Raw genomic sequence first — 23,173 nt, 5'->3', positions numbered from 1 at the left:
ACGTTGGGTGTGGCGATTCGCAATCGCGGCGGCTCACGAGGGGGAGGTCAGGGTTCAAGACCCTGGAAGTGCCATGCACTGACTCGTCTAACTGGTAGGACACCCCCAACCTCGTCCACTTCCTACGAGCGGTCCCACCCGTTGGATGTGGGACTCGTCAGGTGAGCGGCGTTCAATTGCATGGCCGACGCCGCCTTCAGCTCCGTGATTATGTCGCCTTGCCGAACGCTAAGGTCCCTGATGATCTCGGGGGCCGACCAATCCACCCGGTCCGAGTTCTCGGCTACTGCCGCCTGGTACCAGTTGCCCAGAAACTCGAGGGTCATGTCGACGAGCGCGCGAGCCCCGTGCACGTCCAGCGCATCTGCTGCCGTCTCGAACACGCCGTTATGCAAGGCGAGATTGCGGGTGACGTACAGCCAGTCGAGCATCCACTCGAACCTCGCTGCGGTCTGCTGAAGCCATCGCGCGCACGCGCCGGGGTCTGACAACAGGCCCTTCCACCTGTTGACCTCGGGCGCCACCGCGCTGCCAAGTCCTGTGCACAGGGCTTGTGTGGCCAGACGAGCCTTTGCTAGCTGTTCCGAGGTGGTTGGTGCGGAGGCGAGAACGTCGACCCAGCGGTTCAGGTCCGCCAGCCATCCTCGGCCGTCCACTACAGCCCAGGCGTCGAGCGCGTCCAGAGGCTCCTGGTAAGTGGTCCGGGCGGCCTCCACGTCTCGTTGACGCAGCAACAGCTCCTGGCGGGCGTCGTCCATGTGGTCCAGTACTGCCGTAGGCAGCGCAACCGCCTTGGCGTCGGCCTGGCGGGCCCTTCTTTGCAGAGCTGCGAGCCTGCGAGAAGCATCGGAATGGCTACGCCGGGAGGCAGTGACCGCACCTGCCGCGCAGGTCCGCAGTAGCTGGTGAACGGCGACCACCTGTTGTCGCAGCGCCTGCAGACTCAGAGCGCGGGCCAGGTCAGCGTGACTTCCCGGCGCGGTGGGCGAGTGCTTGACCCCCAAGGCTTCGATTGCGGCCCAGCACAAGCCAGTGCTAGTGACGGGAGAGCTCGTCGAGCGGGCGATGTGTGCCGTGCGCAGGGACTCCCGGATGGCCCCGGGCCAGTGCCCTGTGAGAGGGCGCACCACATGGTGGTCGGCTCCCCAGGCGGAACGCATCTCAGATCGGTTCGTCGTCTCTGAGTACACGAACGTCTCCGGAGCCAGTCGAAGGTCGGCCAACCGCTGACCCGCGACGTACTGGTCTAGGAGTTCCGTGATGCCGCGTCGGGCTTGGCCTGCGGCGACGCCCCGGTCCGGCGCCGATGCCCGGACCGTCAGCAGCACGCCCGCACCAGAGCGGGACCGTGCCGCCGTGTCGGCGAACTCGCGAAGCCGCTCGGTCCCCAGACCCCAGCCGCTCGGCGATGCCCCCAGACGGAACTGTCGGACCTCCTCGGCGGAACTTGTCAGTTCCGCCAGCTGGGCCAGTTCGTAGGTGCCTTCCACCACCAATGCGGCGCGGAAGTTCTGCGGGTCGGGCAGGAGCGCTGACAGGGCGTCCACGCCTGTGACGGGAGGTTTCCGCAACACCGCCGACAGGTCGATCATCAGGCTGTCGTAGTCACGTCCCCGCCACAGGGACAGCCCTGCCGTCTCCAGGGCAATCCGGTCCAGGACATCCGGGGCGGAGCCCTTGTCCCACACTCGCCGGAACAAGTCCCTGATCGCGTCCCGAATGGTGGGCTGCAGGAGGTCAAGCTTGGCCGCGTGGTCTCTGCACGGCTGCTGCGAGGTCAGCCCGGGTTCGCCGAGTGCCGTGGCGCTGGCGAGTAGGTCACTTGCCGCCTGCAGGCTGGCGTCCGACGGGCTGAGCTTCAGGACCGTGCCAACGGTGTCCTGAGCAGCCATCAACATCTTGAGTGTGAGCTTCGGAGATGGCTGCGGGCCCATCCCCCTCCGTGGGTTCCCTCGCGAGTAGAGCACTGCGTGGGCCTTGGCCACCGCCACCGCGGCACAGTTCGCTGACGAGGCGTGCTGGCTCAAAAATCCGTTGGGCTGGATCGCACGCAAGAACGCTCGCACCAGACGCTGTTGGCCTTCGCTCAGTCCTGCCTCAGCGAAGGATCTGACGAGGTCTGCCTCAACCCCCACCATCGACATGCCGACACCCTAGCCGAACGCACGAATGGCGTGGCTGGGTGCCAGCGCGTCAGGAATTGCGACTACTGTCCGTAGTCGGATCGCAGACTCGCCAACTATGGCTTCCAATCGCCAACTACGGCTTCCAGTCACAGCAGGTGTGCCCCGTCGTGGCGAGCACATTCCCAGAAAACAAGCAAGCATGATTGCTTTTTTCTGTCGACGGTGCCACGCTGCTGCCCGGTGGCGCCCGACCGAGGGCGCGCCCAACTCACCGGCAGGGGAGGCGCCTTGGTGCGCGACGGCACGGTACTGCGGATCGGCAACGCCTCGGGGTTCTACGGGGACCGCTTCGCCGCGATGCGGGAGATGCTCACCGGCGGGCCGCTGGACGTGCTCACCGGGGACTACCTGGCCGAGCTGACGATGCTGATCCTCGCCCGGGACCGGCTGAAGGACCCGTCGCTCGGCTACGCCCGGACCTTCCTGCGCCAGATGGAGGAGTGCCTCGGCCTGGCCCGCGAGCGCGGCGTGAAGATCGTGGTCAACGCGGGCGGCCTCAACCCGGCCCGGCTCGCCGAGGAGCTGCGGGCGCTGGCGGGGCGGCTCGGGGTCGAGACGGCCGTCGGCCATGTCGAGGGCGACGACCTGCTTCCGCGCCGGGCCGAACTCGGCCTGCCGGACGGTCTGCTGGCCGCCAACGCCTACCTCGGCGGGTTCGGCATCGCCGCCTGCCTGGCCGCCGGCGCCGACGTGGTGGTGACCGGCCGGGTGACGGATGCGGCACTGGTCGCCGGCCCCGGGATCGCCCACTTCGGCTGGACCCCGGAGGACCTGGACGCCCTGGCCGGCGCCGTGGTGGCCGGGCACGTCCTGGAGTGCGGGGCCCAGGCGACCGGCGGCAACTACGCCTTCTTCCGCGAGCACGACGTCACCCGGCCCGGCTTCCCGCTCGCCGAACTGCGCGCCGACGGCTCCAGCGTGATCACCAAGCACCCGGGCACCGGCGGCGCCGTCACCACCGGCACCGTCACCGCCCAACTCCTGTACGAGACCGGCGGACCGCGCTACCTCGGCCCGGACGTCACGGCCCGGCTGGACAGCGTGCGGCTCACCGGGGAGGGCCCGGACCGGGTCCGGATCGACGGCGTGCGCGGCGAGGCCCCGCCGCCCACCCTGAAGGCGGGCCTCAACCGGCTCGGCGGCCACCTCAACGAGGTGGTGTTCGTCCTCACCGGCCTGGACATCGAGGCCAAGGCCGACCTGGTGCGGCGGCAGTTCGCCGACGCCCTGCCGCCCGGCGCCCGGCCCGCCGAACTGCGCTGGACCCTGGCCCGCACCGACCACCCGGACGCCCCGACCGAAGAGGGCGCCTCCGCCCTGCTGCGGCTGGCCGCCCGCGACCCGGACCCGGCCAAGGTCGGACGCGAACTCGGCAAGGCGGCCGTCGAGTTGGGTCTCGCCGGGTACCCGGGCTTCCACCTCACCGCCCCGCCCGGACCGGGCGCGCCCTACGGCGTGTTCAGTGCCGCGCACGTCGATGCGAAGGCCGTCGAGCACACCGCCGTGCTGCCGGACGGCCGCCGGATCGCCGTACCGCCGGCGCCCGTCACCACCGGGGCCCAACAGCCCCACCAGACCCGCCCGGTGGAGGCCGAGCTGCCCGAACCGCTGCCGGCCGGCCCCACCCGGCGGGCCCCGCTCGGCCTGGTGGCCGGCGCCCGCAGCGGCGACAAGGGCGGGGACGCCAACCTCGGTGTCTGGGCCCGCTCCGCGGACGGCTGGCGCTGGCTGGCGCACGCCCTCACCGTCGAGCGGCTGCGCGAACTCCTGCCAGAGACCGCCGGGTTGAGCGTCACCCGGCACGTTCTGCCGAACCTGCGCGCGGTCAACTTCACCCTCACCAGTCTGCTCGGCGAGGGCGTCGCCGCCCGGCACCGCTTCGACCCGCAGGCCAAGGCCCTCGGGGAGTGGCTGCGCTCGCGCCACCTCGACATCCCGATCCTGCTCCTGGACAGCCCGGAGGCCCTGCTGTGACCGTCCTGACCACCCGTATCGACCCGGCCGGGCCCGATCACGCCGAGCACCGCGCCGCGATGGTCGCCAAGCTCGCCGAACTCGACGCCGAGCACGCCAAGGCGCTGGCGGGCGGCGGCCCCAGGTACGTGGAGCGCCACCGCAAGCGCGGCAAGCTGCCGGTCCGCGAGCGGATCGAGCTGCTGGTCGACCCGGACTCCCCGTTCCTGGAGCTGTCCCCGCTGGCCGCGTGGGGCAGCGACTACCCGGTGGGCGCGGCCCTGGTCACCGGGATCGGCACGATCGAGGGCGTGGAGTGCGTGATCACCGCCAACGACCCGACGGTGCGCGGCGGCGCCAGCAACCCCTGGACCCTGCGAAAGGCCCTGCGGGCCAACGAGATCGCGCTGAACAACCGCCTCCCGCTGGTCAACCTGGTCGAGTCGGGCGGCGCCGACCTGCCCAGCCAGAAGGAGATCTTCATCCCCGGCGGCGCCCTCTTCCGCGACCTCACCCGGCTGTCCGCCGCCGGAATCCCCACCGTGGCCGTGGTGTTCGGCAACTCGACGGCCGGCGGCGCCTACGTGCCGGGCATGTCCGACCACACCGTGCTGGTCAAGGAGCGCGCCAAGGTGTTCCTCGGCGGCCCGCCGCTGGTGAGGATGGCCACCGGCGAGGAGGCCGACGACGAGTCGCTGGGCGGCGCCGAGATGCACGCCCGCGTCTCCGGCCTGGCCGACCACTTCGCGGTGGACGAGGCGGACGCGCTGCGGATCGCCCGCCGGATCGTCGCCCGACTCGACCACCGCAAGCCCGGCCCCGGCCCGGACCGGCTGGCCGAACCGCCCGCGTACGACGAGGAGGAGCTGCTCGGGATCGTCCCCGGCGACCTCAAGGTGCCCTTCGACCCGCGCGAGGTGATCGCCCGGATCGTCGACGGCTCCGACTTCGACGAGTTCAAGCCGCTCTACGGCACCAGCCTGGCCACCGGCTGGGCCCGCCTCCACGGCTACCCGGTCGGCGTCCTGGCCAACGCCCAGGGCGTGCTGTTCAGCCAGGAGTCCCAGAAGGCCGCCCAGTTCATCCAGCTGGCCAATCAGCGGGACACCCCGCTGCTCTTCCTGCACAACACCACCGGCTACATGGTCGGCAGGGACTACGAGCAGGGCGGCATCATCAAGCACGGCGCGATGATGATCAACGCGGTCGCCAACTCGAAGGTCCCGCACCTGTCGGTCCTGATGGGCGCCTCGTACGGGGCCGGCCACTACGGCATGTGCGGGCGGGCCTTCGAGCCGCGGTTCCTGTTCGCCTGGCCGAGCGCCAAGTCCGCGGTGATGGGCCCGCAGCAGCTCGCCGGCGTGCTGTCGATCGTCGCCCGGCAGTCCGCCGCGGCGAAGGGACAGCCCTACGACGAGGACGCGGACGCGGCGATCCGGGCGATGGTCGAGCAGCAGATCGAGGCCGAGTCGCTGCCGGTGTTCCTCTCCGGCCGGCTCTACGACGACGGCGTGATCGACCCGCGCGACACCCGGACGGTGCTCGGCCTGTGCCTGTCCGCGATCCACAACGCGCCGGTCGAGGGCGCGCGCGGCTATGGCGTCTTCCGACTGTAAAGGACCCCCGAGACGATGATCACCAATCTGCTGGTCGCCAACCGGGGTGAGATCGCCCGCCGGGTCTTCCGCACCTGCCGGGAGCTCGGCATCGCGACCACCGCCGTCCACTCCGACCCGGACGCCGGCGCCCCGCACGTGCGCGAGGCCGACGCGGCCGTCCGGCTGCCCGGCGCCGCGCCCGCCGACACCTACCTGCGGGCCGACCTGATCGTCCGGGCCGCGCTCGCCGCCGGGGCCGACGCCGTCCACCCCGGCTACGGATTCCTGTCCGAGAGCGCGGACTTCGCGCGGGCCGTGCTGGACGCGGGACTGCTCTGGATCGGCCCGCCGCCGGCCGCGATCGCCGCGATGGGCTCCAAGACCGCCGCCAAGGAGCTGATGGCCGCGGCCGGGGTGCCGGTGCTCGGCGCGCTGACCGAGCCCACCGAGGCCGACCTGCCCCTGCTGGTCAAGGCCGCGGCGGGCGGCGGCGGGCGCGGCATGCGGGTCGTCCGGAGCCTGGCGGACCTCCCCGGCGAACTGGCGGCCGCCCGCGCCGAGGCGGCCAAGGCCTTCGGCTCGGACGAGGTGTTCTGCGAGCGCTACCTGCCCGCCGGACGGCACGTCGAGGTCCAGCTGCTGGCCGACGCCCACGGCACCGTCTGGGCGGTCGGCGACCGCGACTGCTCGCTGCAGCGGCGGCACCAGAAGGTGATCGAGGAGGCCCCGGCCCCCGGCCTGCCCGCGGAGGTGCGCGCCGGCCTGCACGCGGCGGCCCGCGACGCGGCCGGGGCGATCGGCTACACGGGCGCCGGCACCGCGGAGTTCCTGCTCACCGGGGACGGCCGGTTCTACTTCCTGGAGATGAACACCCGCCTGCAGGTCGAACACCCGGTCACCGAGGCCGTCACCGGGCTGGACCTGGTGGCGCTGCAGCTCGCCGTCGCCGAGGGAGAGGCGCTGGCGCCCGAGCCCCCGGCCCCCGGCGGCCACGCGATCGAGGCCCGGCTCTACGCCGAGGACCCGGCCAAGGACTGGCAGCCCGCCACCGGGACCCTGCACCGGCTCGAACTCACGCTCCCGTACCAGGAGTTCACCGGAGCAGGAGCAGGAGCAGGAGCAGGAGCAGGGGCAGGAGCAGGACCAGGTGCGGGCGCAGGCACCGGAACGGGCACGGGCACCGGACTGCGGCTGGACTCCGGAGTGGAGGCCGGCAGCGAGATCACCCCGCACTACGACGCGATGCTCGCCAAGGTGATCGCCTGGGCGCCCACCCGCGCGGCCGCCGCCCGCCGGCTCGCCGACGCGCTCGCCCGTGCCCGCATCCACGGCCCGGCCACCAACCGGGACCTGCTGGTGCGCGCCCTGCGCCACCCGGCCTTCCTGGCCGCGGAGCTGCACACCGGTTTCCTGGCCGAGCACGCGGCCGAACTCACCGCCCCGGACAGCAAGGGCGCCGACCGCGCCGCGCTGGCCGCCGCCCTCGCCGACGCCGCGGGCCGCCGCGGCGCCCTGCCCTCCGGCTGGCGCAACCTGCCCTCGCAGCCGCAGCTCAAGCGCTTCCGGGCCGAGGACGGCACCGAGTCGGCCGTCCGCTACCGGCTGACCCGCGCAGGTCTGCTGGCCGAGGACCACCCGGGCGTCGAGCTCGTCGAGGCCGCGCCGGACCGGGTGGTGCTGTCCGAGGACGGGCTGCGACGCACCTACCGGGTCGCCCGCTACGGCGACCGGGTGCACGTCGACACCCCGGCCGGCGGCACCGTGCTCACCGCCCTGCCGCGCTTCCCCGACCCCACCGTCCGCACCGAGCCCGGCGCGCTGCTCGCCCCGATGCCCGGCACCGTCGTCCGGGTCGTCGCCGCCGTCGGGGACACCGTCGCCGCCGGCCAGCCGCTGCTGGTGCTGGAGGCGATGAAGATGGAGCACCGCGTCGCCGCCCCGTCCGACGGCACCCTCGTCGAACTGCGCGCCACCCCCGGCCGGCAGGTCGAAACCGGCACCCTGCTGGCCGTCGTCCAGCCCATCGAAGCCTGAGGAAGGACCCGCATGTCCACCATCGGCAGTCAGCTCCTGGAGACCCCCGAACGCCAGGCCCTGCGCCGGGCCGTCGGCGACCTCGGCCGCCGCTACGGCTCCGCCTACTACCTCGCCAAGGCCCGGGCCGGCGAACCCGCCGACGAGCTGTGGGCGGACGCCGGCAAGGCCGGATACCTCGGCGTCAACCTGCCCGTCGAGTACGGCGGTGGGGGCGGCGGCATCACCGACCTCGCCATCGTCCTGGAGGAGCTCGGCACCGCCGGCTGTCCGCTGCTGCTGCTCATCGTCTCGCCGGCGATCTGCGGCACCGTGATAGCCCGCTACGGCACCGAGGAGCAGAAGCGCCGCTGGCTGCCGGGCCTGGCCGACGGCAGCCGCCGGATGGCCTTCGGCATCACCGAACCGGACGCCGGATCGAACTCCCACCGGATCTCCACGGTGGCCCGCCGGGACGGCGAGGACTGGCTGCTGACCGGCCGCAAGGTGTTCGTCTCCGGCATCGACCACTGTGACGCGGTGCTGTTCGTGGCCCGCACCGAGGACGCCAGTACGGGCAAGCTGAAGCCCTGCCTGTTCGTCGTCCCGCGCGAGACCCCCGGCTTCGAGTTCCGGGCGATCCCGATGGAGCTCGTCGCCCCGGAGAAGCAGTTTCAGGTCTTCCTGGACGACGTCCGGCTGCCCGCCGACGCCCTGGTCGGCGACGAGAACGCGGGCCTGCTCCAGCTGTTCGCCGGCCTCAACCCCGAGCGCGTCCTCACCGCGGCCTTCTCGCTCGGCCTCGCCCGCCAGGCCCTCGGCAAGGCGGTCGAGTACGCGAAGACCCGTACGGTCTGGTCCACCCCGATCGGCGCCCACCAGGGCCTGGCCCATCCGCTCGCCCAGTGCGCGGTGGAGATCGAGCTGGCCCGGCTGATGACCCAGAAGGCCGGGCTGCTCTACGACGCGGGGGAGGACCTCGCCGCCGGGGAGGCCGCCAACATGGCCAAGTACGCGGCCGGCGAGGCCGCCGCCCGTACCGTCGACCAGGCGGTGCAGACCCTCGGCGGCAACGGCCTGACCCAGGAGTACGGGCTGGGCGCGCTGCTGGCCGCCACCCGGGTCGGCCGGGTCGCCCCGGTCAGCCGGGAGATGGTGCTCAACTACGTGGCCCAGCACACCCTCGGGCTGCCGAAGTCGTACTGATGCACGAGATCTCGCCCAGGTGTGCGAACGCGCCGGTGGTGTTCCCGGTGCGCGGCGGTCGGCCCGAGGGCGGTCGCCGGGGCGTCGGGCGCGAGCGCGGGGAGCCGGATCCCGGGTGAGCGGCGCGGCGGGCGGCGGTGCTCACCCGGACGGTCCATTCGAGCCCGTGGTGCACACCGTCCCGTCGGGCGCCCCCCGGGAGCAACCGCGCCACGCACGGACCGTCACGGGTTCCCCGCAATGGCCGAGCCGGACCCCCGACTGTCCGTATGCTCCTGAACGCGCCCCGCACGGAACTGCTCGCCGGTTTTGTTGCTACGTCAACTTCCTTACTGGAGGCTCACCTTGGTGTTCCGCAGCGAGTTCCCCGACGTCTCCGCGGTCGACCAGCCGATCCACGAGGCGGTACTCGGCGCCGCGCACAGGTACGGCGACCGCCCGGCCCTGATCGACGGCGTCACCGGCGAGAGCACCAGCTACGCCCAACTCGCCGCCGCCGTCGAGCGGGTGGCCGCCGGGCTGGCCGAGACAGGCGTGCGCCGCGGTGACGTCGTCGCCCTCTTCAGCCCCAACTCGACCGCCTACCCGATGGCCTTCTACGGCGCGACCAGGGCCGGCGCCACCGTCACCACGGTCTCCTCCTTCGCCAAGCCCGCCGACCTGGCCGGCCAGCTGCGCGACAGCGGCGCCCGCTGGCTGGTCACCGTCTCCGCCTTCCTGTCGACCGCCCGTGCGGCCGCCGAACTCCTCGCCGAACAGGGCCACCCGCTGGCCGGGACCGTCGTCCTGGACGGCGCCGAGGGCCACCGCTCGCTCGCCGACCTGCTGGCCGCCACCGGCCCCGCCCCCGAGGTCGCCATCGACCCGGGCGAGGACATCGCCGTGCTGCCGTACTCCAGCGGCACCACCGGCCTGCCCAAGGGCGTGATGCTCACCCACCGCTCGATCGCCACCAACCTCGCCCAGTGCGACGCCCTCTACCGCCCCGCCGAGGGCGAACGGGTGCTCGCCGTCCTGCCCTTCTTCCACATCTACGGGCTGGCCGCGCTGCTCAACCAGCCGCTGCGCTGCGGCGCCACCGTGGTCGTGCTGCCCCGCTTCGACCTGGAGCAGTTCTGCCGCACCGTCCAGGACCACCGGGTGCAGGCCCTGGTGGTCGCCCCGCCGATCGCCCTCGCACTGGCCCGGCACCCGATCGTGGACCAGTACGACCTCTCCTCCGTCGAGTACCTGCTGTGCGCCGCCGCCCCGCTGGACCACGAACTCGCCGACGCCTGCGCCCGGCGCCTGGGCCTGCCGCACCTGCTCCAGGGCTACGGCATGACCGAGCTCTCCCCGGTCACCCACGTCGTCTCCCCGCGCGAGGGCGACCCCTCGCCCGGCTCGGTCGGCCGGATGGTCCCCTCCACCGAGCTGCGGATCGCCGCCCTGGACGGCTCCGACGGCGACCTCGGGCCCGACGAGCGCGGCGAGCTGCTGATCCGCGGCCCGCAGGTGATGAAGGGGTACCTCGGACGGCCCTCCGAGACCGCCGCGGTGGTCGACGCCGAGGGCTGGCTGCACACCGGCGACGTCGGCTTCGTGGACGAGCGCGGCTACCTGCACATCGTCGACCGGGTCAAGGAACTGATCAAGTACAAGGGCTACCAGGTCGCCCCCGCCGAGCTGGAGGCCGTCCTGCTCGGCCACCCGCAGATCACCGACGCCGCCGTGATCGGGGTCCCGGACGCCGAGGGCACCGAGTGCCCCAAGGCCTTCGTGGTCCGCGCCCCGGGCAGCGCCCTGACCGAGGAGGAGGTCACCGGGTACGTCGCCGGGCAGGTCGCCCCGTACAAGAAGGTCCGCGCGGTGGAGTTCGTGGACGCCGTCCCCAAGTCCGCGGCCGGCAAGATCCTCCGCCGCGAACTGCGCGCCCGCGAGGCCGGTCGCGCCGGCGTCCACTGACCGGACCGGGCCGCCCCGGCGGCCGAAGACCGGCGCCCGTCTGTGAGGATCTTCCTGCCGCGCCCCGACCGGGACCCGCCGCGCCCCGATCGGAACAGGAACCGCCCGCCGCCATGACCAGCCACTCCGCCGCCCGCGCCCCGCAGCAGGACCGCAGCCGAGCCACCCGGGCCCGGCTGCTCGCGGCGGCCGTGGAATGCCTGGCCGAACTCGGCTGGCACGGCTCGACCGTCACCGTCGTCGCCGAGCGGGCCGGGGTCTCCCGGGGCGCGGCCCAGCACCACTTCCCGACCCGCGAGGACCTCTTCACCGCGGCCGTCGAGCACGTCACCGCCGAGCGGCTGGCAGCCGTCCGCGCCCACGCGGACGAACTGCCGGCCGCCGGGCCGGACCGCACCGGGGCCGTGGTCGACATGATCGTGCGCCTCTACACCGGCCCGCTGTTCCGCGCCGCCCTGCACCTGTGGACCGCCGCCGCCACCGAGGAGGTGCTGCGTGAGCGGATCATCGCCCTGGAGGGCCGCGTCGGCCGGGAGGCCCACCGGGCCGCCGTGGAGTTCCTGGACGCCGACGAGAGCCGCCCCGGCGTGCGCGAATCCGTGCAGGCCACACTGGACCTCGCCCGCGGACTGGGCCTCGCCAACCTGCTCACCGACGACAGCCACCGACGTTCCGGAGTGATCCGGCAGTGGGCGGGCGTTCTGGAGAGTACGCTGCGGCCGGTACGCCCATGACGCCCGTACAGCCGGAGCGGCCGGACGCCCCCTGACCAAGGGGTCGCCGGGCGGCCGATGTCCGTGCAGTCTGGAGAAGAATCCCGGCCGACACGGACCGCGAGGCCCCCGGCCGGGCACGAGCCGAACCGGGGTGCTGCCTGATCATGCACGGACACGAGTGGGACGCGACCGACGCCGCCCCGGCACCGGGCGGCAATCCCGGACGTTCCGACGGCACGTACCCCGAAGGCCATCGGCTCGTCCCGCTCGCCACGGTGCTGCTCCAGGACGACGGACTGATCCTGCACTGGAGCGAGGACGCCGAGGCCCTGCTCGGCTACTCCTCCGAGGAGGCCGTCGGCAGCTACGCCGCCCAACTGCTCACCGACGAGTCCGACCGCTCCGAGGTGCTCGGCCTCTTCCAGCGGATCATGGGCGGCAGCGGTTGGTCCGGCGTCTTCCCGGTGCGCCACCGCGACGGCCACAAGGTCGACCTGGAGTTCCGCACCTACCCGATCGCCGTCCCCGGCGGCACCCTGCTGCTGCTCGCCACCGCCTCCGACACCCGCGCCCTGCACGCCGTCGAGGCCGACCTCGCGGTGCTGGACGGCGTCTTCGACCGCTCGCCGATCGGCATGGCCGTCTACGACACCGAACTGCGCTACATCCGGATCAACGAGGCGCTGGCCCGGATGAACGGGGTGCCGGTCGCCGCCCACCTCGGCCGCCGGATATCCGCCGTGCTGCCCGGCATCAACAGCGCCGAGATCGAGCAGATCATGCGTCAGGTGCTGAGGACCGGCAAACCCGTGGTGGACGCCCGCTCGCACGGAAGGGTCCCCGGCGACCCCAAGCGGGACCACGCCTGGTCCGCCTCCTACTTCCGGCTGGAGGACTCCACCGGCCGGATCTTCGGGGTCTGCTCCTCGATCATCGACGTCACCGAGCGCTTCCAGGCCGAGGCCCGCGCCGCCCGCGCCCAGGAACGGCTCGCCACCATCGCCGAGGCGACCGCCCGGATCGGCACCACCCTCGACCTCCAGCGCACCGCCGAGGAGCTGATCGAGGCGGTCGTCCCCCGGTTCGCCGACTTCGCCACCGTCGACCTGCTGGAGCCGGTGCTGCGCGGCTCCGAGCCCACCGTGATCCCCTCCGACCGGAACATCACGCTGCGCGCCGTCGCCGTCGGGGAGTCCTACGAGAGCGGCCTCGCGCACGCCGTGGACGTGGTCGGCGAGACCTCCGAGTACTCCCCGGACCGCAGCTACGTCCAGTGCCTGCGCAGCGGGAAGCCGCTGCTGCGCTCGCACGTGGACGAGGAGGCGCTGCGCGGCCTGGTGGCCAGCGAGGACCGGGTGGCCCCCGGCATAGCGGCGGGCATCCACTCGTACCTGATGGTGCCGATCACCGCCCGGGGCATGGTGCTCGGCGGCTCCGAGTTCATCCGGATGCGCAACCCCGAGCCGTTCACCGCCGCCGACGTCGCCCTCGCCGAGGAACTGGTCGCCCGTACCGCGCTGGCGCTCGACAACGCCCGGCTCTACCGCCGCGAGCGGGAGACCGCGCTCACCCTCCAGCGCAGCCTGCTGCCGCAGGAGGTGCACCGCACCCTCGGCCTGGAGATCGCCTACCGCTACCTGCCCAGCAGCGTGGTCAGCGAGGTCGGCGGCGACTGGTTCGACGTGGTGCCGCTGTCCTGCGGACGGGTCGCCCTGGTGGTCGGCGACGTGATGGGCCACGGCATCCGGGCCGCCGCCACGATGGGCCAGCTGCGCACCGTCGCCCGGACCCTCGCCACCCTCGACATGCCGCCCGAGCAGGTCCTCACCCGGCTGGACGAGACCGCCACGGGGATCGGCGAGGGCCAGTTCGCCACGTGTATCTGCGCGGTGTACGACCCGCTGGAGCGCACCGTCCAGATCGCCGCGGCCGGGCACCTGCCGCCGGTCCGGGTGGGCCCCGACGGCACCGCCGCCCGGGTGGACGTGCCGCCCGGGGTGCCGCTGGGCGTCGGCGGGGTGGCCTTCGAGTCGATCGAGTTCGACATTCCCGAGGGCGGCATGGTCGCGCTCTACACCGACGGCCTGGTCGAGCGGCGCGGCCAGGACCTGGACGCCGGCATCGACCTGCTCGCCCGCACCCTGTCCGGCCCCGGCCGGACCCTGGAGGAGAACTGCGACGCCGTCCTCGCGGCGCTGGTCACCGACGGCACCGAGGACGACATCGCGATGATCATGGCCCGGGTGCTGCCGCTGCCCGCCGACCGGATCGCCACCCTGCCGCTGTCCGGCGGGGGACGGGTACCCGGCAAGGCCCGCCGCTTCACCCGCGCCACCCTGGAGGCCTGGGGTCTGTCGGCGCTCACCGACTACGCCGAGCTGCTGGTCAGCGAGCTGGTCACGAACGCCCTGCTGCACGCCGACGCCCCGCGCCGGCTGCGGCTGTTCCGCGACCGGGTGCTCACCCTGGAGGTCTCCGACGCCGGCGGCCAGACCCCCCAGCTGCGCCCGTTCGCCGAGCAGGACGAGGGCGGACGCGGGATGTTCCTGGTCAGCGAGCTGGCCCAGCGCTGGGGCAGCCGGCTGACCCGGGACGGCAAGGTGGTCTGGGCGGAGCTGGAGCTGCCCTTCGGGGCCTCCTGAGGGAACGCCCGCTCCGGCAGACGGGAACGGCCGTTCCCCCGGGGGAAACGGCCGTTCCCGGGCACTGCTACGCGGTGACCTTCGGCTGCTCGGCCGGTGCGTCGACCGCGTCCTGCGAACCGGTCGCCGCCCCGGGCTTCGGCTCGGACAGCCCGCGCAGCAGCCGCCAGGCCATCACGGCCGCGCCGACCAGCAGCGCGGCGGCCAGCAGCCCGGCGCTGTTCATGCCGTTGACGAAGGATTCCCGGGCGCTCGCCAGCAGCGGCCGGGCGAGTTCCGGCGACAGGCCCTGCGCCGTCTCGACGGCCGAGCCCAGCGATTCGCCGGCCCGGGCGGCGGCCGCCGGGTCCGTCCCGGCCGGGACCGCCAGCCCGCTCGCGTAGATCGAGCCGACCACCGAGCCCACCAGGGCGATGCCGAGCGCGGTGCCCAGCTCGTACGCCGTCTCCGAGACCGCCGAGGCGGCCCCGGCCTTGTCGGCGGGCGCGGCGGTCAGCACCAGGTCGGCGCCGAGCGTGTAGACCACGCCCTCGGCCGTCCCGACCAGCAGGAAGGAGGCGGCCAGCAGCAGGTAGGTGGTGTCCTGCGACAGCCAGCCGAGCGCGCCCACGCCCAGTCCCATCGCCAGCAGGCAGGCCGTCAGCGCCTTGCGGGCGCCGAAGCGCCGGGCGATCGCGGCGGTGAGCAGACCGCCGGCCACCGAACCCGCGAAGGCCGGCAGCTCGGCCAGGCCCGCCTGGAGCGGCTGGTAGCCGCGGACCAGCTGGAGGTACTGCGAGACCACGAAGATCACGCCGGAGAGCCCGACCAGGGAGATCAGCGAGGCCGAGACGGCCGCCGTGAACCGCCGGTCGCGGAACAGCCGGACGTCGAGCAGCGGGGTCTCCAGCCGCAGCTGGCGGCGGACGAAGAGGAACAGCGCGGTGGCGCCGAGGACGAAGGTGACCGGCACGTCCCAGCGGTCCACGCCGTGCGCGGCGGCCTCCTTGATCGCGTACACCGTGCCGATCACACCGGCCATCGACAGCAGCACGCTCAGCACGTCCCAGCGGCCCGGCTTCGGGTCCTTGGACTCCGGCAGCAGCCAGGCGCCGGACACCAGCAGCAGGATCAGCACCGGGATGTTCAGCAGGAACACCGAACCCCACCAGAAGTGCTCCAGCAGCACCCCGCCGACCACCGGCCCGAGGGCGGCGCCGGCGGTGGCGGCCGCGCCCCAGATGCCGATCGCGGTGGCCCGCTCCCGGTCGTCCGGGAAGAGACTGCGGATCAGCGAGAGCGTGGACGGCATGATCGTGGCCCCGGCCACGCCGAGCAGCGCGCGGGCCAGGATCAGCCAGCCGGCGCTCGGCGCGTAGGCGGCCAGCAGCGAGGCGGCGCCGAAGGCCGCGGACCCGGCCAGCAGCAGCTTCTTGCGGCCGATCCGGTCGCTCAGGGCGCCCATGCTGACCAGCAGGCCGGCCAGCACGAAGGAGTAGGAGTCGCCGATCCAGAGCAGCTGGGTGCCGCTGGGGCGCAGCGTCTCGCTGATCGACGGGATGGCGAGGGAGAGGACGGTCGCGTCCAGGGCGACCACGGTCACGGCCAGGACGAGGACGGCGAGGCCGGTCCAGCGCTGGCGGGCGGTCAGGGTGTTCATGGTTTATCGGTGTCCGGCCTGTGGTCGGAAGTGCTGTGGACAGGGGTGGTGGTGCTGCCGGCGGTGGCGCCGGCGGGGGTGCGGGTGTCGGGTCTGCGCAGCGCGCCGCCGAGGAACAGCTCGGCGAGCGAGAAGGCGGCGTCGCGCGGGGCGAGCCGGCCGTCCTGGATGGACCAGCCGACGCCGGCCACCAGGTCGAAGAAGGCCTCGCTCAGCCAGGCGGCGCTCAGTTCGATGCGGAACACGCCCTGCTGCTGGCCGCGCAGGAAGAGCGCGTGCAGCCGGGCGATCTGGACCTCCCAGAGGTCGTTGATGTCCTCGTGCTCGTAGAGCTGGTTCTCGCCGGCCAGGAAGGCGCAGAGCATGGCGTCCGGGACGGAGGAGTCCACCAGGCGGCGCAGCGCGGCCTCGGCGTCGCCCCGCTCGACGTCGGCGGTGTCCAGCGCGGAGGCGAAGCGGCGCAGCCCGAGCAGGCCGATCTCGCGGATCAGAGCGTCGCGCCCGGGGAAGACCCGGTGCAGCGTGGCACGGCTGATGCCGGCGGCGCGCGCGATCTCGTCCAGGTGGGCGGTCGGGCGGCGGGAGAGGACGCCGACGGCGGCTTCCAGGACGGTGTCGCGATCGGTGGCCATGCAGCGAGTCTAGTTCACGTGAGACGTGGATGTCTCATTCTTTTGTTCGAGCTCTCAGGTGAGGCGTCGGGTCTCGGTGACCGGGCAGCAAAAAACCGGGGACGGTGGGTGTACCGTCCCCGGTCCGGGGTGCCGCCGTGCGGCCTCAGCTCTGGTTGTAGAAGCCGGTCTCGTCCAGCGGGCGGTCGATCACCATGACCTCGACGTCGGCCGGGGTGAGCAGGAAGACCCTCCGGGCGATCCGCTCGATGCCGCCCCTGGTGCCGAAGATCAGCCCGGAGGCGAAGTCGACCATGCGCTTGGCCTCGGCCTCGTTCATCTCGGTGAGGTCCATGACCACCGGGATGCTCGCCCGGATGTGCTCACCGACCGTCCGGGCCGCCTCGAAGCCCGTCGGCCGCAGGGAGACGATCTTCGTGGGCGCGGGGGCGGCCGGAACCGTCTCCTGATCCACCCACTCGTCGTCGTACACCGCGGCCGGGTAGTTCCCCGAGGGCATCAGCCACCCGTTGTGGTGCTCGTCGCGAAGTGCTCCCATGCCGCGCCTCCCTGCCTCGTCCCGTCCTGGTCCCCCGGGGTCGCGTGCCGTTCTTGACACGTCATCCACTCGTCGGAACTGTCCGAGTATCGCACTGTTCACCGGTCCCGTGCCCGCTCGCAACCCCCGTACGAGTCGTGCCGCGCCGGAAACCCGGGCGGACCCGGGCACTTCCAGTGACGCGGCGCGGCACCGTACGGTTGCGCGCGTTGACCTTATCGGTCGCGGTCACGGCTTAATTGACCTTCTGTCAACAATGAGGAAACGATTTCACCCGTCGCGTCACTCGCCGGTCGCGCCGTCGATCAATTCGCGCAGAAGATCCGCGTGGCCGTTGTGTCGCGCGTACTCCTCGATCATGTGGGTGAGGATCCACCGGAGCGTCACCGGCTGTCCCCGGCGCAGGTTCTTGGCGACGGTGTCCAGCGGCAGGCCGGCGACGGCGAGGCGGGCGGCCTCGACCTCGGTGCGCCAGACGGCGAAGTCGGCCGCGACGTCGGCGGTGTCGACGTCGTCGAAGTCGGCGTCCTCGTGCTCCTCGGTCCAGAAGTGCCCGGTGATCTCCCGGCCGAGCAGGACGGACTGGAACCAGTACAGCTCCACCTCGGCCATGTGCCGGACCAGGCCCAGCAGCGAGAGGCTCGACGGCGGGATGGAGCGCAGCCGCAGCTGGTCGTCGGTCAGATCCTCGCACTTGAGGGCGAGGGTGCGGCGGTGGTAGTCGAGGAAGGCGGTCAGGGTGGCGGCCTCGTCGGCCGTCATCGGCGGGTCCACCCGCGGGTTCGGTTCGGTCATGCGCGCCATCCTGGCGTCCGGCCGCGCGCGGGCGCGAGCGATTTTGCTCCCGGCTCTGCCGCCGGCCCCGTGGAGCGGCTCAGCCGGCCGTCGCCCGGCGGCGGGTCCGGACCGTCCGCCAGAGGCCCACCACGCTGCCCAGCACCAGCAGGGCGATCACCCCCGCCGACAGCAGGAAGGCCGCCGAGCCCGGGCGGCCCGCGCTGGCCGCCGCCGTGACGTACACCGCGGTGGTCGGCACCACGCCGATCGCGGTGCCCAGCACGAAGGGCAGGAAGCGGACCCCGGAGAACGCGGCGCCGTAGTTGGCCGCCTGGAACGGCATGCCGGGCAGCAGCCGCAGCACCAGCACACTGCGGAAGCCCTGCTCGGTGAACCGCCGGTCCAGCGCCCCCAGCACCTTCCCGCGCAGGTACGGGCGCAGCGCCTCCCGGCCGAGGCCCCGGCCGAGCCCGAAGGCCAGGGCCGCGCCCACGGTGGTGCCGAGCACCGCCAGCAGCACGCCCTGCTGGATGCCGAGGAGCAGACCGGCCACCGCGTTCAGCGCCGGCCGGGGCACGAAGGCGAGCGTCCCCACCGCGTAGACCAGGGCGAACAGCGGGCCGAACCAGTACCCCGGCATCCGGTCCGCCAGCCCGCCGGACAGCAGCTCCGTCGGGCTCCACAGCAGCAGCGACCCGGCCGTCGCGGCGAGCACCACCACCAGCAGCGCGAACCGCCACCACGGGGAACGCGGTGCGACGGCGGGCGCCCGCGGCACGGCGGGCGGCACGGGAACGGCATCGGGCTCGAACACCGCCCGAGCCTAACCGGTGCCCGGGCCCCGCCGGCGCCCCGGGCGCCGGGCCGACCCGCGGGCCGGCCCTCAGACGGGTCGGGAGAGGAACCCCAGCAGGCGCTGCCACGAGTCGCGGGCCGCGTCGGCGTGTTCGACGGCAGCGAGCTCGAAGAAGTTGTGGGGTGCCCCCGGATAGCTGACGAACTCGTGGGGGCAGCCGGCCGCGGTGAGTGCCGCGTCGAAGGCCTCGACGGCGGCGGCCGGGATGTGCTCGTCGGCGCCGCCCCAGAAGGCGAGCACGGGGGCGGTCAGCCCCCCGGCCAGTTGGGTGGGCCCGGGGGCGCCGTCGATGGTGTCCGGGTAGCCGTAGTAGCCGACCGCGCCGGCCAGGCCGAAGCGCGGGGCGGCGGTGCGGAAGGCCTGCCGGCCGCCGAAGCAGAAGCCGAGCGCGACCACCTCGGCGGGCCCGGCGGCGCGCAGCCGTTCCAGTGCGGCGGTGATGTCGGCGTCCAGTCCTCCGGGGGTGAGCGCGAGCAGGTGGGGGAGCAGGTTCGGCATTTCGCCGAATTCCGCCGGGCGCTTTTCCGGGGCGGCTCCGGCGGTGCGGCCGTAATAGTCGAGGACGAGGGCCGGGTGGCCGTGTCCGGCGAGCCGGGCGGCGGTCCGGCGGTAGAACGGGGAGAGGCCCCTGTTGTCCGGCAGGACGAGCACCCCGGGCCCGGTGGCGGTCTCCGGCCGGGCCAGGAAGGCGCCGAACCGGGTGCCGTCGGCCGAGGTCAGGGTGAGTGGGGCGGCCTCGGCCAGGGGCCACGGGGCGGGGCCGAGGGCGGGCGGGGCGGCGTCCGGGTCGCAGCACACGGGGGAATTCCTCTCGTGGAGCACGAAAACCGCCGGGCGCGGTGCGCCCGGCGGTTCGAGACCTTAGCGGGAAATTCCCTCAGGAATTCATCATCATATCGCGGAGAGATCTTTTCCGGAAGGCTTTTCCGGTGACATTGCGGTCACGTTCTCGTCGCCGGAATTCCGTTCGGCCAGCCGCAGCGCCCCGGCGCTCAGCAGCAGGGCGCAGGCGAGCGCGGTGACCAGGCCGAAGGAGACGGTCAGCGAGGTGGCCTGGGCGAGGGCGCCGATGACCGCGGGGGCGATCAGGCCGGAGGTGTAGGTGACGGTGGCGACGCCCGCGATGGCCTGGCTGGGGTTGGTGCCGATCCGGCCGGCCGCGGCGAAGGTGAGCGGGACGATCACCGCGATGCCGATGCCGATGAGGGCGAAGCCGGGGATGGCCAGTGCCGGGCTGTCCGCGGCGACCACCAGCAGGCCGCCGGCGGTGGCGACGGCGCCGCCGATGCGGGTGGTGCGGACGGCGCCGAGGCGGCGGATCGCCGCGTCCCCGGCGAGCCGGCTGACCGCCATGGTGAGCGAGAAGGCGGTGTACGAGGCGGCGGCGACGGTGGCCGAGGCGCCGGTGACGTCCCGCAGGTAGACGCCGCTCCAGTCCATCGAGGCGCCCTCGGCGAAGACCGCGCAGAACCCGACCAGTCCGATCACCAGCGAGCTGCGCGGCGGCAGCGCGAACCGCGGCGGCTCCTCCGCGCCCTCGTGCGCCCGGAGGTCGGGCAGGCCGCGGCAGACGGGCTGGGCGAGCGCGAGCAGGACCAGCGCGGTGACGGCCAGCTGGATCCGGGCGTCGAGGTCCAGGTGGGCGGCGAGGATGCCGAAGGGGGAGGCCAGCAGGCCGCCCGCGCTCCACATCCCGTGCAGCCCGGACATGATCGAGCGGCCGAGCCGCTCCTCGATCTCCACGCCCTGGGCGTTCATCGCGACGTCGGCCATCCCGGAGGTGGCGCCGTACACCAGCAGCGCCGCGCACAGCACCGGCAGCGAGGGGGCGAGCGCGGGCAGGGCGAGGGACAGGCACCAGAGCGAGATCAGCCCGCGCACCGCGGCCCGGCCGCCGTAGCGGTGCACGAAGCGGCCGGCCAGCGGCATGGCGAGGGAGGAGCCGACGGCGGGCATGACCAGGGCCAGGCCGAGCTGGCCAGCCGAGAGGTCGAGGTGGTGCTGGATCCAGGGGATGCGGGTGACGAAGCTGCCGGTGACGGCCCCGTGCACCAGGAAGGTCAGGGCGATGCTCCTCCGGGCCCGGCGGGGCGCGGCCAACGGCTCCGGCGGCGGTGGTGCGGTGGTTCCGCTCATGGGTTCTTCCCTCCCGGTCGCGCGGTGAGGGGCGCGACAGTGCCCTGTGACGGTCGCTAAATTATCAGGAAGGGACCCTGATAGAAATGCTCTGGAAGGATGAGCTGCCATGACCACCGCGCGTACGGCCACGCCGAGCACCGCCCGGGCGATCAACGACCGGTTGGCGCTCAACCTCCTGCTCGAACAGGGCCCCCTGACCGCGACCGAGCTGCGCGACCTCACCGGCCTGTCCCGGCCGACCGTCGCCGACCTGCTCGAACGCCTCCAGCGCACCGGACTGGTGGCCGTCGTCGGCGAGCGCGGCGAACAGCGGCGCGGCCCCAACGCCCGGCTCTACGCGCTGGTTGCCTCCCGGGCCCACCTCGCCGCCTTCGACGTCCGCTCCGGCGGCGTCAGCCTGGTCGTCGCCGACCTGGCCGGGCGCGGCCTGGCCACCGCCGAGGTCCCGGTCGAGGGCGACGGCGGGCCGGACACCGCCGGGACCATCGTCGCCGCCCTGCTGGACACCGCGCGCGGCGTCGGCGTCGAACGGCTGCACACCGTCGCGGTCGGCGCCCCCGGACTGGTCGACCAGGCCACCGGCCGGCTGCAGAGCACCGGCAAGCTCCCCGCCTGGCACGCCGAACTCCTCGCCGCGCTGCGCGAGCTGCCCGGCACCGAGGTGATCCTGGAGAACGAGGTCAACCTGGCCGGGCGGGCCGAGTACCGGGTCGGTGCCGCGCGCGACCGCGACACCTTCGTGCTGCTGTGGCTCGGCCACAGCGTCGGCGCCGCCGTGATCCTGGACGGGCGGCTGCGCCGGGGCTTCTCCGGCGGCACCGGCGAGATCTGCTTCCTGCCCGTTCCCGGCACCGTCGCCCTGCCCAGCGCCGACAGCTGCGAGGGCGGCTTCCACAGCCTGGTCGGCAGCGCCGCGATCTGCGCGCTGGCCCGCGCCCACGGGCTGCCCGCCGGCCCGGCCGGGGACGCCCCCGCCGCCGAGGCCGCCGTACGGGCCGCCCTGGCGGCGGGCGCGGCGGGCGAGGTCTTCCTGGACGAGCTGGCCGAGCGGATCGCGATCGGCGCGGCGAGCGTCTGCGTGGTGCTGGACCCCGGCTGCGTGGTGCTCGGCGGCGAGGTCGGCCGGGCCGGCGGGCCGGAGCTGGCCGGGCGGGTCGAGCGGCGGCTGGCCCGGCTCTCCCCGCTGAGCACCGAGGTGCGGGCCGGCACGGCGGGCGGCGGCGCGGTGCTCGCCGGGGCGGTGCTCACCGCCGGGGACGCGGTGCGGCGCGACCTCTTCGGCGAGCCGTGAACGCCCTCGCGTGATCATCCGCGCCGTCCGTACGGCAGGATGGCGCAGGGGCACTCGCCCCGGGAACCCGAACCACCGTCAGGAGACGCTCATGGGCCAGCCCGAGGTGCCGGCCAACCCGTACCGCATCGGCGAGGCCGCGGCGCTGCTCGGCGTCAGCGCCGACACCATGCGGCGCTGGGTGGACGCCGGGCGGGTCGCCGCCGCGCGGGACGAGCACGGGCACCGGATCATCCCGGGGGCCGAGCTCGCCGCCTTCGCCCGGGAGCTGGCCCGGCCGGAGAACTCCGAGGCGGAGGGCCGGCCGTCCTCGGCGCGCAACCGCTTCCCGGGGATCGTCACCCACGTGGTGCTCGGCGACGTGGCCGCGCAGGTGGAGATCCAGGCCGGGCCGTTCCGGGTGGTGTCCCTGATCAGCCGGGAGTCGGCGGAGGAGCTGAACCTGGTCCCCGGCGCACCCGCCACGGCGGTCATCAAGTCCACCAATGTGATGGTCGAACGACGCTAGTCGGGGCCCGTCGCCCGAGCACGGGCGGCCCCGGCCCCACGAGTCCCGGAACCGAAGGAGAGGCCCGGATGCCACCCCCGCACCTGCCGACCACCCAGAGCGCCGTGCTCGCGATCGGGGCCGTGGCCGACCGGCACGGCCGCACCGTCCGCGCCCAGCACGACATCGGCCGCGACCGGACCTTCGCCGGGCTGGTCGGCCCGGGCGGCCCGGGCGGTCCGGGCGGTCCGGACGCGGAACTGGACGCCGTCCCGCACGAGGCACTGCTGGAGTTCGACGGCCGCCCCGCCGTCACCGTCCGGCTGTTCACCCACGACGAGGTCACCGTGACCGTCGAGGGCATCGCCTTCGACGTCGACCGCGACCGCGTCCCCGGCGTCCTGAACGCCCTCTGGTCCGACCTGGTGCACGTCAAGGCGCGCACCTTCCCGCCGTCCACCACGCTGATCGTCACCGTCCCGGGGGAGCCGAGCCACCGCGAGGCCATCGGCGTCCACGACCTCACCCCCTGGCTCGCCGGAAGGATCCGTTGAAC

Annotated in this window: 18 protein-coding genes; 10 read left to right on the top strand and 8 right to left on the bottom strand. The window is 73.6% G+C overall.

Going from position 1 to position 23,173, the window contains the following annotated elements; all coding sequences use genetic code 11:
- Positions 1-122: 122 nt before the first annotated feature.
- Positions 123-2,144, bottom strand: coding sequence for a hypothetical protein (locus tag ACFVUY_RS19770; protein WP_387731446.1), 2,022 nt, complete (start codon positions 2,142-2,144; stop codon positions 123-125).
- A gap of 339 nt (positions 2,145-2,483) precedes the next feature.
- Here ACFVUY_RS19770 and ACFVUY_RS19765 point away from each other — a divergent pair, with 339 nt between their 5' ends.
- The 7 genes from ACFVUY_RS19765 to ACFVUY_RS19735 all read left to right on the top strand — a co-directional run bounded on the left by ACFVUY_RS19765 (position 2,484) and on the right by ACFVUY_RS19735 (position 14,258).
- Complete coding sequence (locus tag ACFVUY_RS19765; RefSeq protein ID WP_387731645.1) at positions 2,484-4,160, top strand: acyclic terpene utilization AtuA family protein; 1,677 nt, start codon at positions 2,484-2,486, stop codon at positions 4,158-4,160.
- Entirely contained in the window at positions 4,157-5,755 is a 1,599-nt protein-coding gene (locus tag ACFVUY_RS19760) for an acyl-CoA carboxylase subunit beta (RefSeq protein ID WP_387731442.1), read from the top strand. Before ACFVUY_RS19765 ends, ACFVUY_RS19760 begins: the two co-directional genes overlap by 4 nt.
- A 15-nt stretch (positions 5,756-5,770) precedes the next feature.
- On the top strand, positions 5,771-7,771 hold the full coding sequence (locus ACFVUY_RS19755) for an acetyl/propionyl/methylcrotonyl-CoA carboxylase subunit alpha (RefSeq protein WP_387731440.1): 2,001 nt from the start codon (positions 5,771-5,773) through the stop codon (positions 7,769-7,771).
- Between the two features lie 12 nt (positions 7,772-7,783).
- Positions 7,784-8,956 (top strand): acyl-CoA dehydrogenase family protein, encoded by a 1,173-nt coding sequence (locus ACFVUY_RS19750; protein WP_387687074.1) that lies wholly within the window; start codon positions 7,784-7,786, stop codon positions 8,954-8,956.
- A gap of 345 nt (positions 8,957-9,301) precedes the next feature.
- Positions 9,302-10,900, top strand: a complete 1,599-nt coding sequence (locus ACFVUY_RS19745) for a 4-coumarate--CoA ligase family protein (protein WP_387731439.1) — start codon at positions 9,302-9,304, stop codon at positions 10,898-10,900.
- A 113-nt stretch (positions 10,901-11,013) separates the two neighbouring features.
- Complete coding sequence (locus ACFVUY_RS19740) at positions 11,014-11,634, top strand: TetR/AcrR family transcriptional regulator (protein ID WP_387731436.1); 621 nt, start codon at positions 11,014-11,016, stop codon at positions 11,632-11,634.
- A gap of 146 nt (positions 11,635-11,780) precedes the next feature.
- Positions 11,781-14,258, top strand: coding sequence for a SpoIIE family protein phosphatase (locus ACFVUY_RS19735; RefSeq protein WP_387731433.1), 2,478 nt, complete (start codon positions 11,781-11,783; stop codon positions 14,256-14,258).
- Positions 14,259-14,325: 67 nt separating this feature from the next.
- Here ACFVUY_RS19735 and ACFVUY_RS19730 read toward each other — a convergent pair whose 3' ends face one another.
- The 7 genes from ACFVUY_RS19730 to ACFVUY_RS19700 all read right to left on the bottom strand — a co-directional run bounded on the left by ACFVUY_RS19730 (position 14,326) and on the right by ACFVUY_RS19700 (position 20,836).
- On the bottom strand, positions 14,326-15,897 hold the full coding sequence (locus tag ACFVUY_RS19730; protein ID WP_387687081.1) for an MFS transporter: 1,572 nt from the start codon (positions 15,895-15,897) through the stop codon (positions 14,326-14,328).
- Positions 15,894-16,529: a TetR/AcrR family transcriptional regulator gene (locus ACFVUY_RS19725; RefSeq protein ID WP_387731430.1), complete on the bottom strand. Its 636-nt coding sequence runs from the start codon at positions 16,527-16,529 to the stop codon at positions 15,894-15,896. Before ACFVUY_RS19725 ends, ACFVUY_RS19730 begins: the two co-directional genes overlap by 4 nt.
- Positions 16,530-16,674: 145 nt before the next feature.
- Entirely contained in the window at positions 16,675-17,067 is a 393-nt protein-coding gene (locus ACFVUY_RS19720) for a cell division protein SepF (protein WP_387687085.1), read from the bottom strand.
- Between the two features lie 282 nt (positions 17,068-17,349).
- A complete protein-coding gene (locus ACFVUY_RS19715; protein ID WP_387731428.1) occupies positions 17,350-17,862 on the bottom strand; it encodes a DinB family protein in 513 nt (170 codons plus the stop codon).
- Positions 17,863-17,941: 79 nt separating this feature from the next.
- On the bottom strand, positions 17,942-18,658 hold the full coding sequence (locus tag ACFVUY_RS19710; RefSeq protein WP_387687089.1) for a TVP38/TMEM64 family protein: 717 nt from the start codon (positions 18,656-18,658) through the stop codon (positions 17,942-17,944).
- 69 nt (positions 18,659-18,727) lie between these two features.
- The gene (locus ACFVUY_RS19705; protein WP_387731425.1) at positions 18,728-19,498 is read right to left on the bottom strand and encodes a dienelactone hydrolase family protein; all 771 of its coding nucleotides are present in this window, start codon (positions 19,496-19,498) and stop codon (positions 18,728-18,730) included.
- 93 nt (positions 19,499-19,591) lie between these two features.
- On the bottom strand, positions 19,592-20,836 hold the full coding sequence (locus tag ACFVUY_RS19700; protein WP_387731422.1) for an MFS transporter: 1,245 nt from the start codon (positions 20,834-20,836) through the stop codon (positions 19,592-19,594).
- Between the two features lie 109 nt (positions 20,837-20,945).
- Between ACFVUY_RS19700 and ACFVUY_RS19695 the strand changes: the two genes are divergently transcribed.
- From ACFVUY_RS19695 to ACFVUY_RS19685, 3 genes are all read left to right on the top strand, one after another.
- Positions 20,946-22,130 (top strand): ROK family transcriptional regulator, encoded by a 1,185-nt coding sequence (locus ACFVUY_RS19695; RefSeq protein WP_359913642.1) that lies wholly within the window; start codon positions 20,946-20,948, stop codon positions 22,128-22,130.
- 91 nt (positions 22,131-22,221) lie between these two features.
- The gene (locus ACFVUY_RS19690) at positions 22,222-22,638 is read left to right on the top strand and encodes a TOBE domain-containing protein (RefSeq protein ID WP_359913640.1); all 417 of its coding nucleotides are present in this window, start codon (positions 22,222-22,224) and stop codon (positions 22,636-22,638) included.
- Between the two features lie 68 nt (positions 22,639-22,706).
- The gene (locus ACFVUY_RS19685; protein ID WP_387731420.1) at positions 22,707-23,171 is read left to right on the top strand and encodes a hypothetical protein; all 465 of its coding nucleotides are present in this window, start codon (positions 22,707-22,709) and stop codon (positions 23,169-23,171) included.
- Positions 23,172-23,173: the final 2 nt, after the last annotated feature.

The organism is Kitasatospora sp. NPDC058063 (genome assembly GCF_042885395.1).
In the GTDB taxonomy this organism is placed as follows: Bacteria; Actinomycetota; Actinomycetes; order Streptomycetales; family Streptomycetaceae; genus Kitasatospora; species Kitasatospora lactacystinica.
Note: the sequence above shows the minus strand (reverse complement) of the source record. Positions and strands in the feature narration are given on the sequence as shown.

What these genes read in the sequence shown, in the direction of transcription:
- ACFVUY_RS19770 (WP_387731446.1), bottom strand. Translation starts at nt 2,144, where the DNA reads ATGTCGATGGTGGGGGTTGAGGCAGACCTCGTCAGATCCTTCGCTGAG.
- ACFVUY_RS19685 (WP_387731420.1), top strand. Translation starts at nt 22,707, where the DNA reads ATGCCACCCCCGCACCTGCCGACCACCCAGAGCGCCGTGCTCGCGATC.
- ACFVUY_RS19700 (WP_387731422.1), bottom strand. Translation starts at nt 20,836, where the DNA reads ATGAGCGGAACCACCGCACCACCGCCGCCGGAGCCGTTGGCCGCGCCC.
- ACFVUY_RS19690 (WP_359913640.1), top strand. Translation starts at nt 22,222, where the DNA reads ATGGGCCAGCCCGAGGTGCCGGCCAACCCGTACCGCATCGGCGAGGCC.
- ACFVUY_RS19765 (WP_387731645.1), top strand. Translation starts at nt 2,484, where the DNA reads ATGCGGGAGATGCTCACCGGCGGGCCGCTGGACGTGCTCACCGGGGAC.
- ACFVUY_RS19740 (WP_387731436.1), top strand. Translation starts at nt 11,014, where the DNA reads ATGACCAGCCACTCCGCCGCCCGCGCCCCGCAGCAGGACCGCAGCCGA.
- ACFVUY_RS19695 (WP_359913642.1), top strand. Translation starts at nt 20,946, where the DNA reads ATGACCACCGCGCGTACGGCCACGCCGAGCACCGCCCGGGCGATCAAC.
- ACFVUY_RS19715 (WP_387731428.1), bottom strand. Translation starts at nt 17,862, where the DNA reads ATGACCGAACCGAACCCGCGGGTGGACCCGCCGATGACGGCCGACGAG.
- ACFVUY_RS19720 (WP_387687085.1), bottom strand. Translation starts at nt 17,067, where the DNA reads ATGGGAGCACTTCGCGACGAGCACCACAACGGGTGGCTGATGCCCTCG.
- ACFVUY_RS19735 (WP_387731433.1), top strand. Translation starts at nt 11,781, where the DNA reads ATGCACGGACACGAGTGGGACGCGACCGACGCCGCCCCGGCACCGGGC.
- ACFVUY_RS19730 (WP_387687081.1), bottom strand. Translation starts at nt 15,897, where the DNA reads ATGAACACCCTGACCGCCCGCCAGCGCTGGACCGGCCTCGCCGTCCTC.
- ACFVUY_RS19725 (WP_387731430.1), bottom strand. Translation starts at nt 16,529, where the DNA reads ATGGCCACCGATCGCGACACCGTCCTGGAAGCCGCCGTCGGCGTCCTC.
- ACFVUY_RS19755 (WP_387731440.1), top strand. Translation starts at nt 5,771, where the DNA reads ATGATCACCAATCTGCTGGTCGCCAACCGGGGTGAGATCGCCCGCCGG.
- ACFVUY_RS19750 (WP_387687074.1), top strand. Translation starts at nt 7,784, where the DNA reads ATGTCCACCATCGGCAGTCAGCTCCTGGAGACCCCCGAACGCCAGGCC.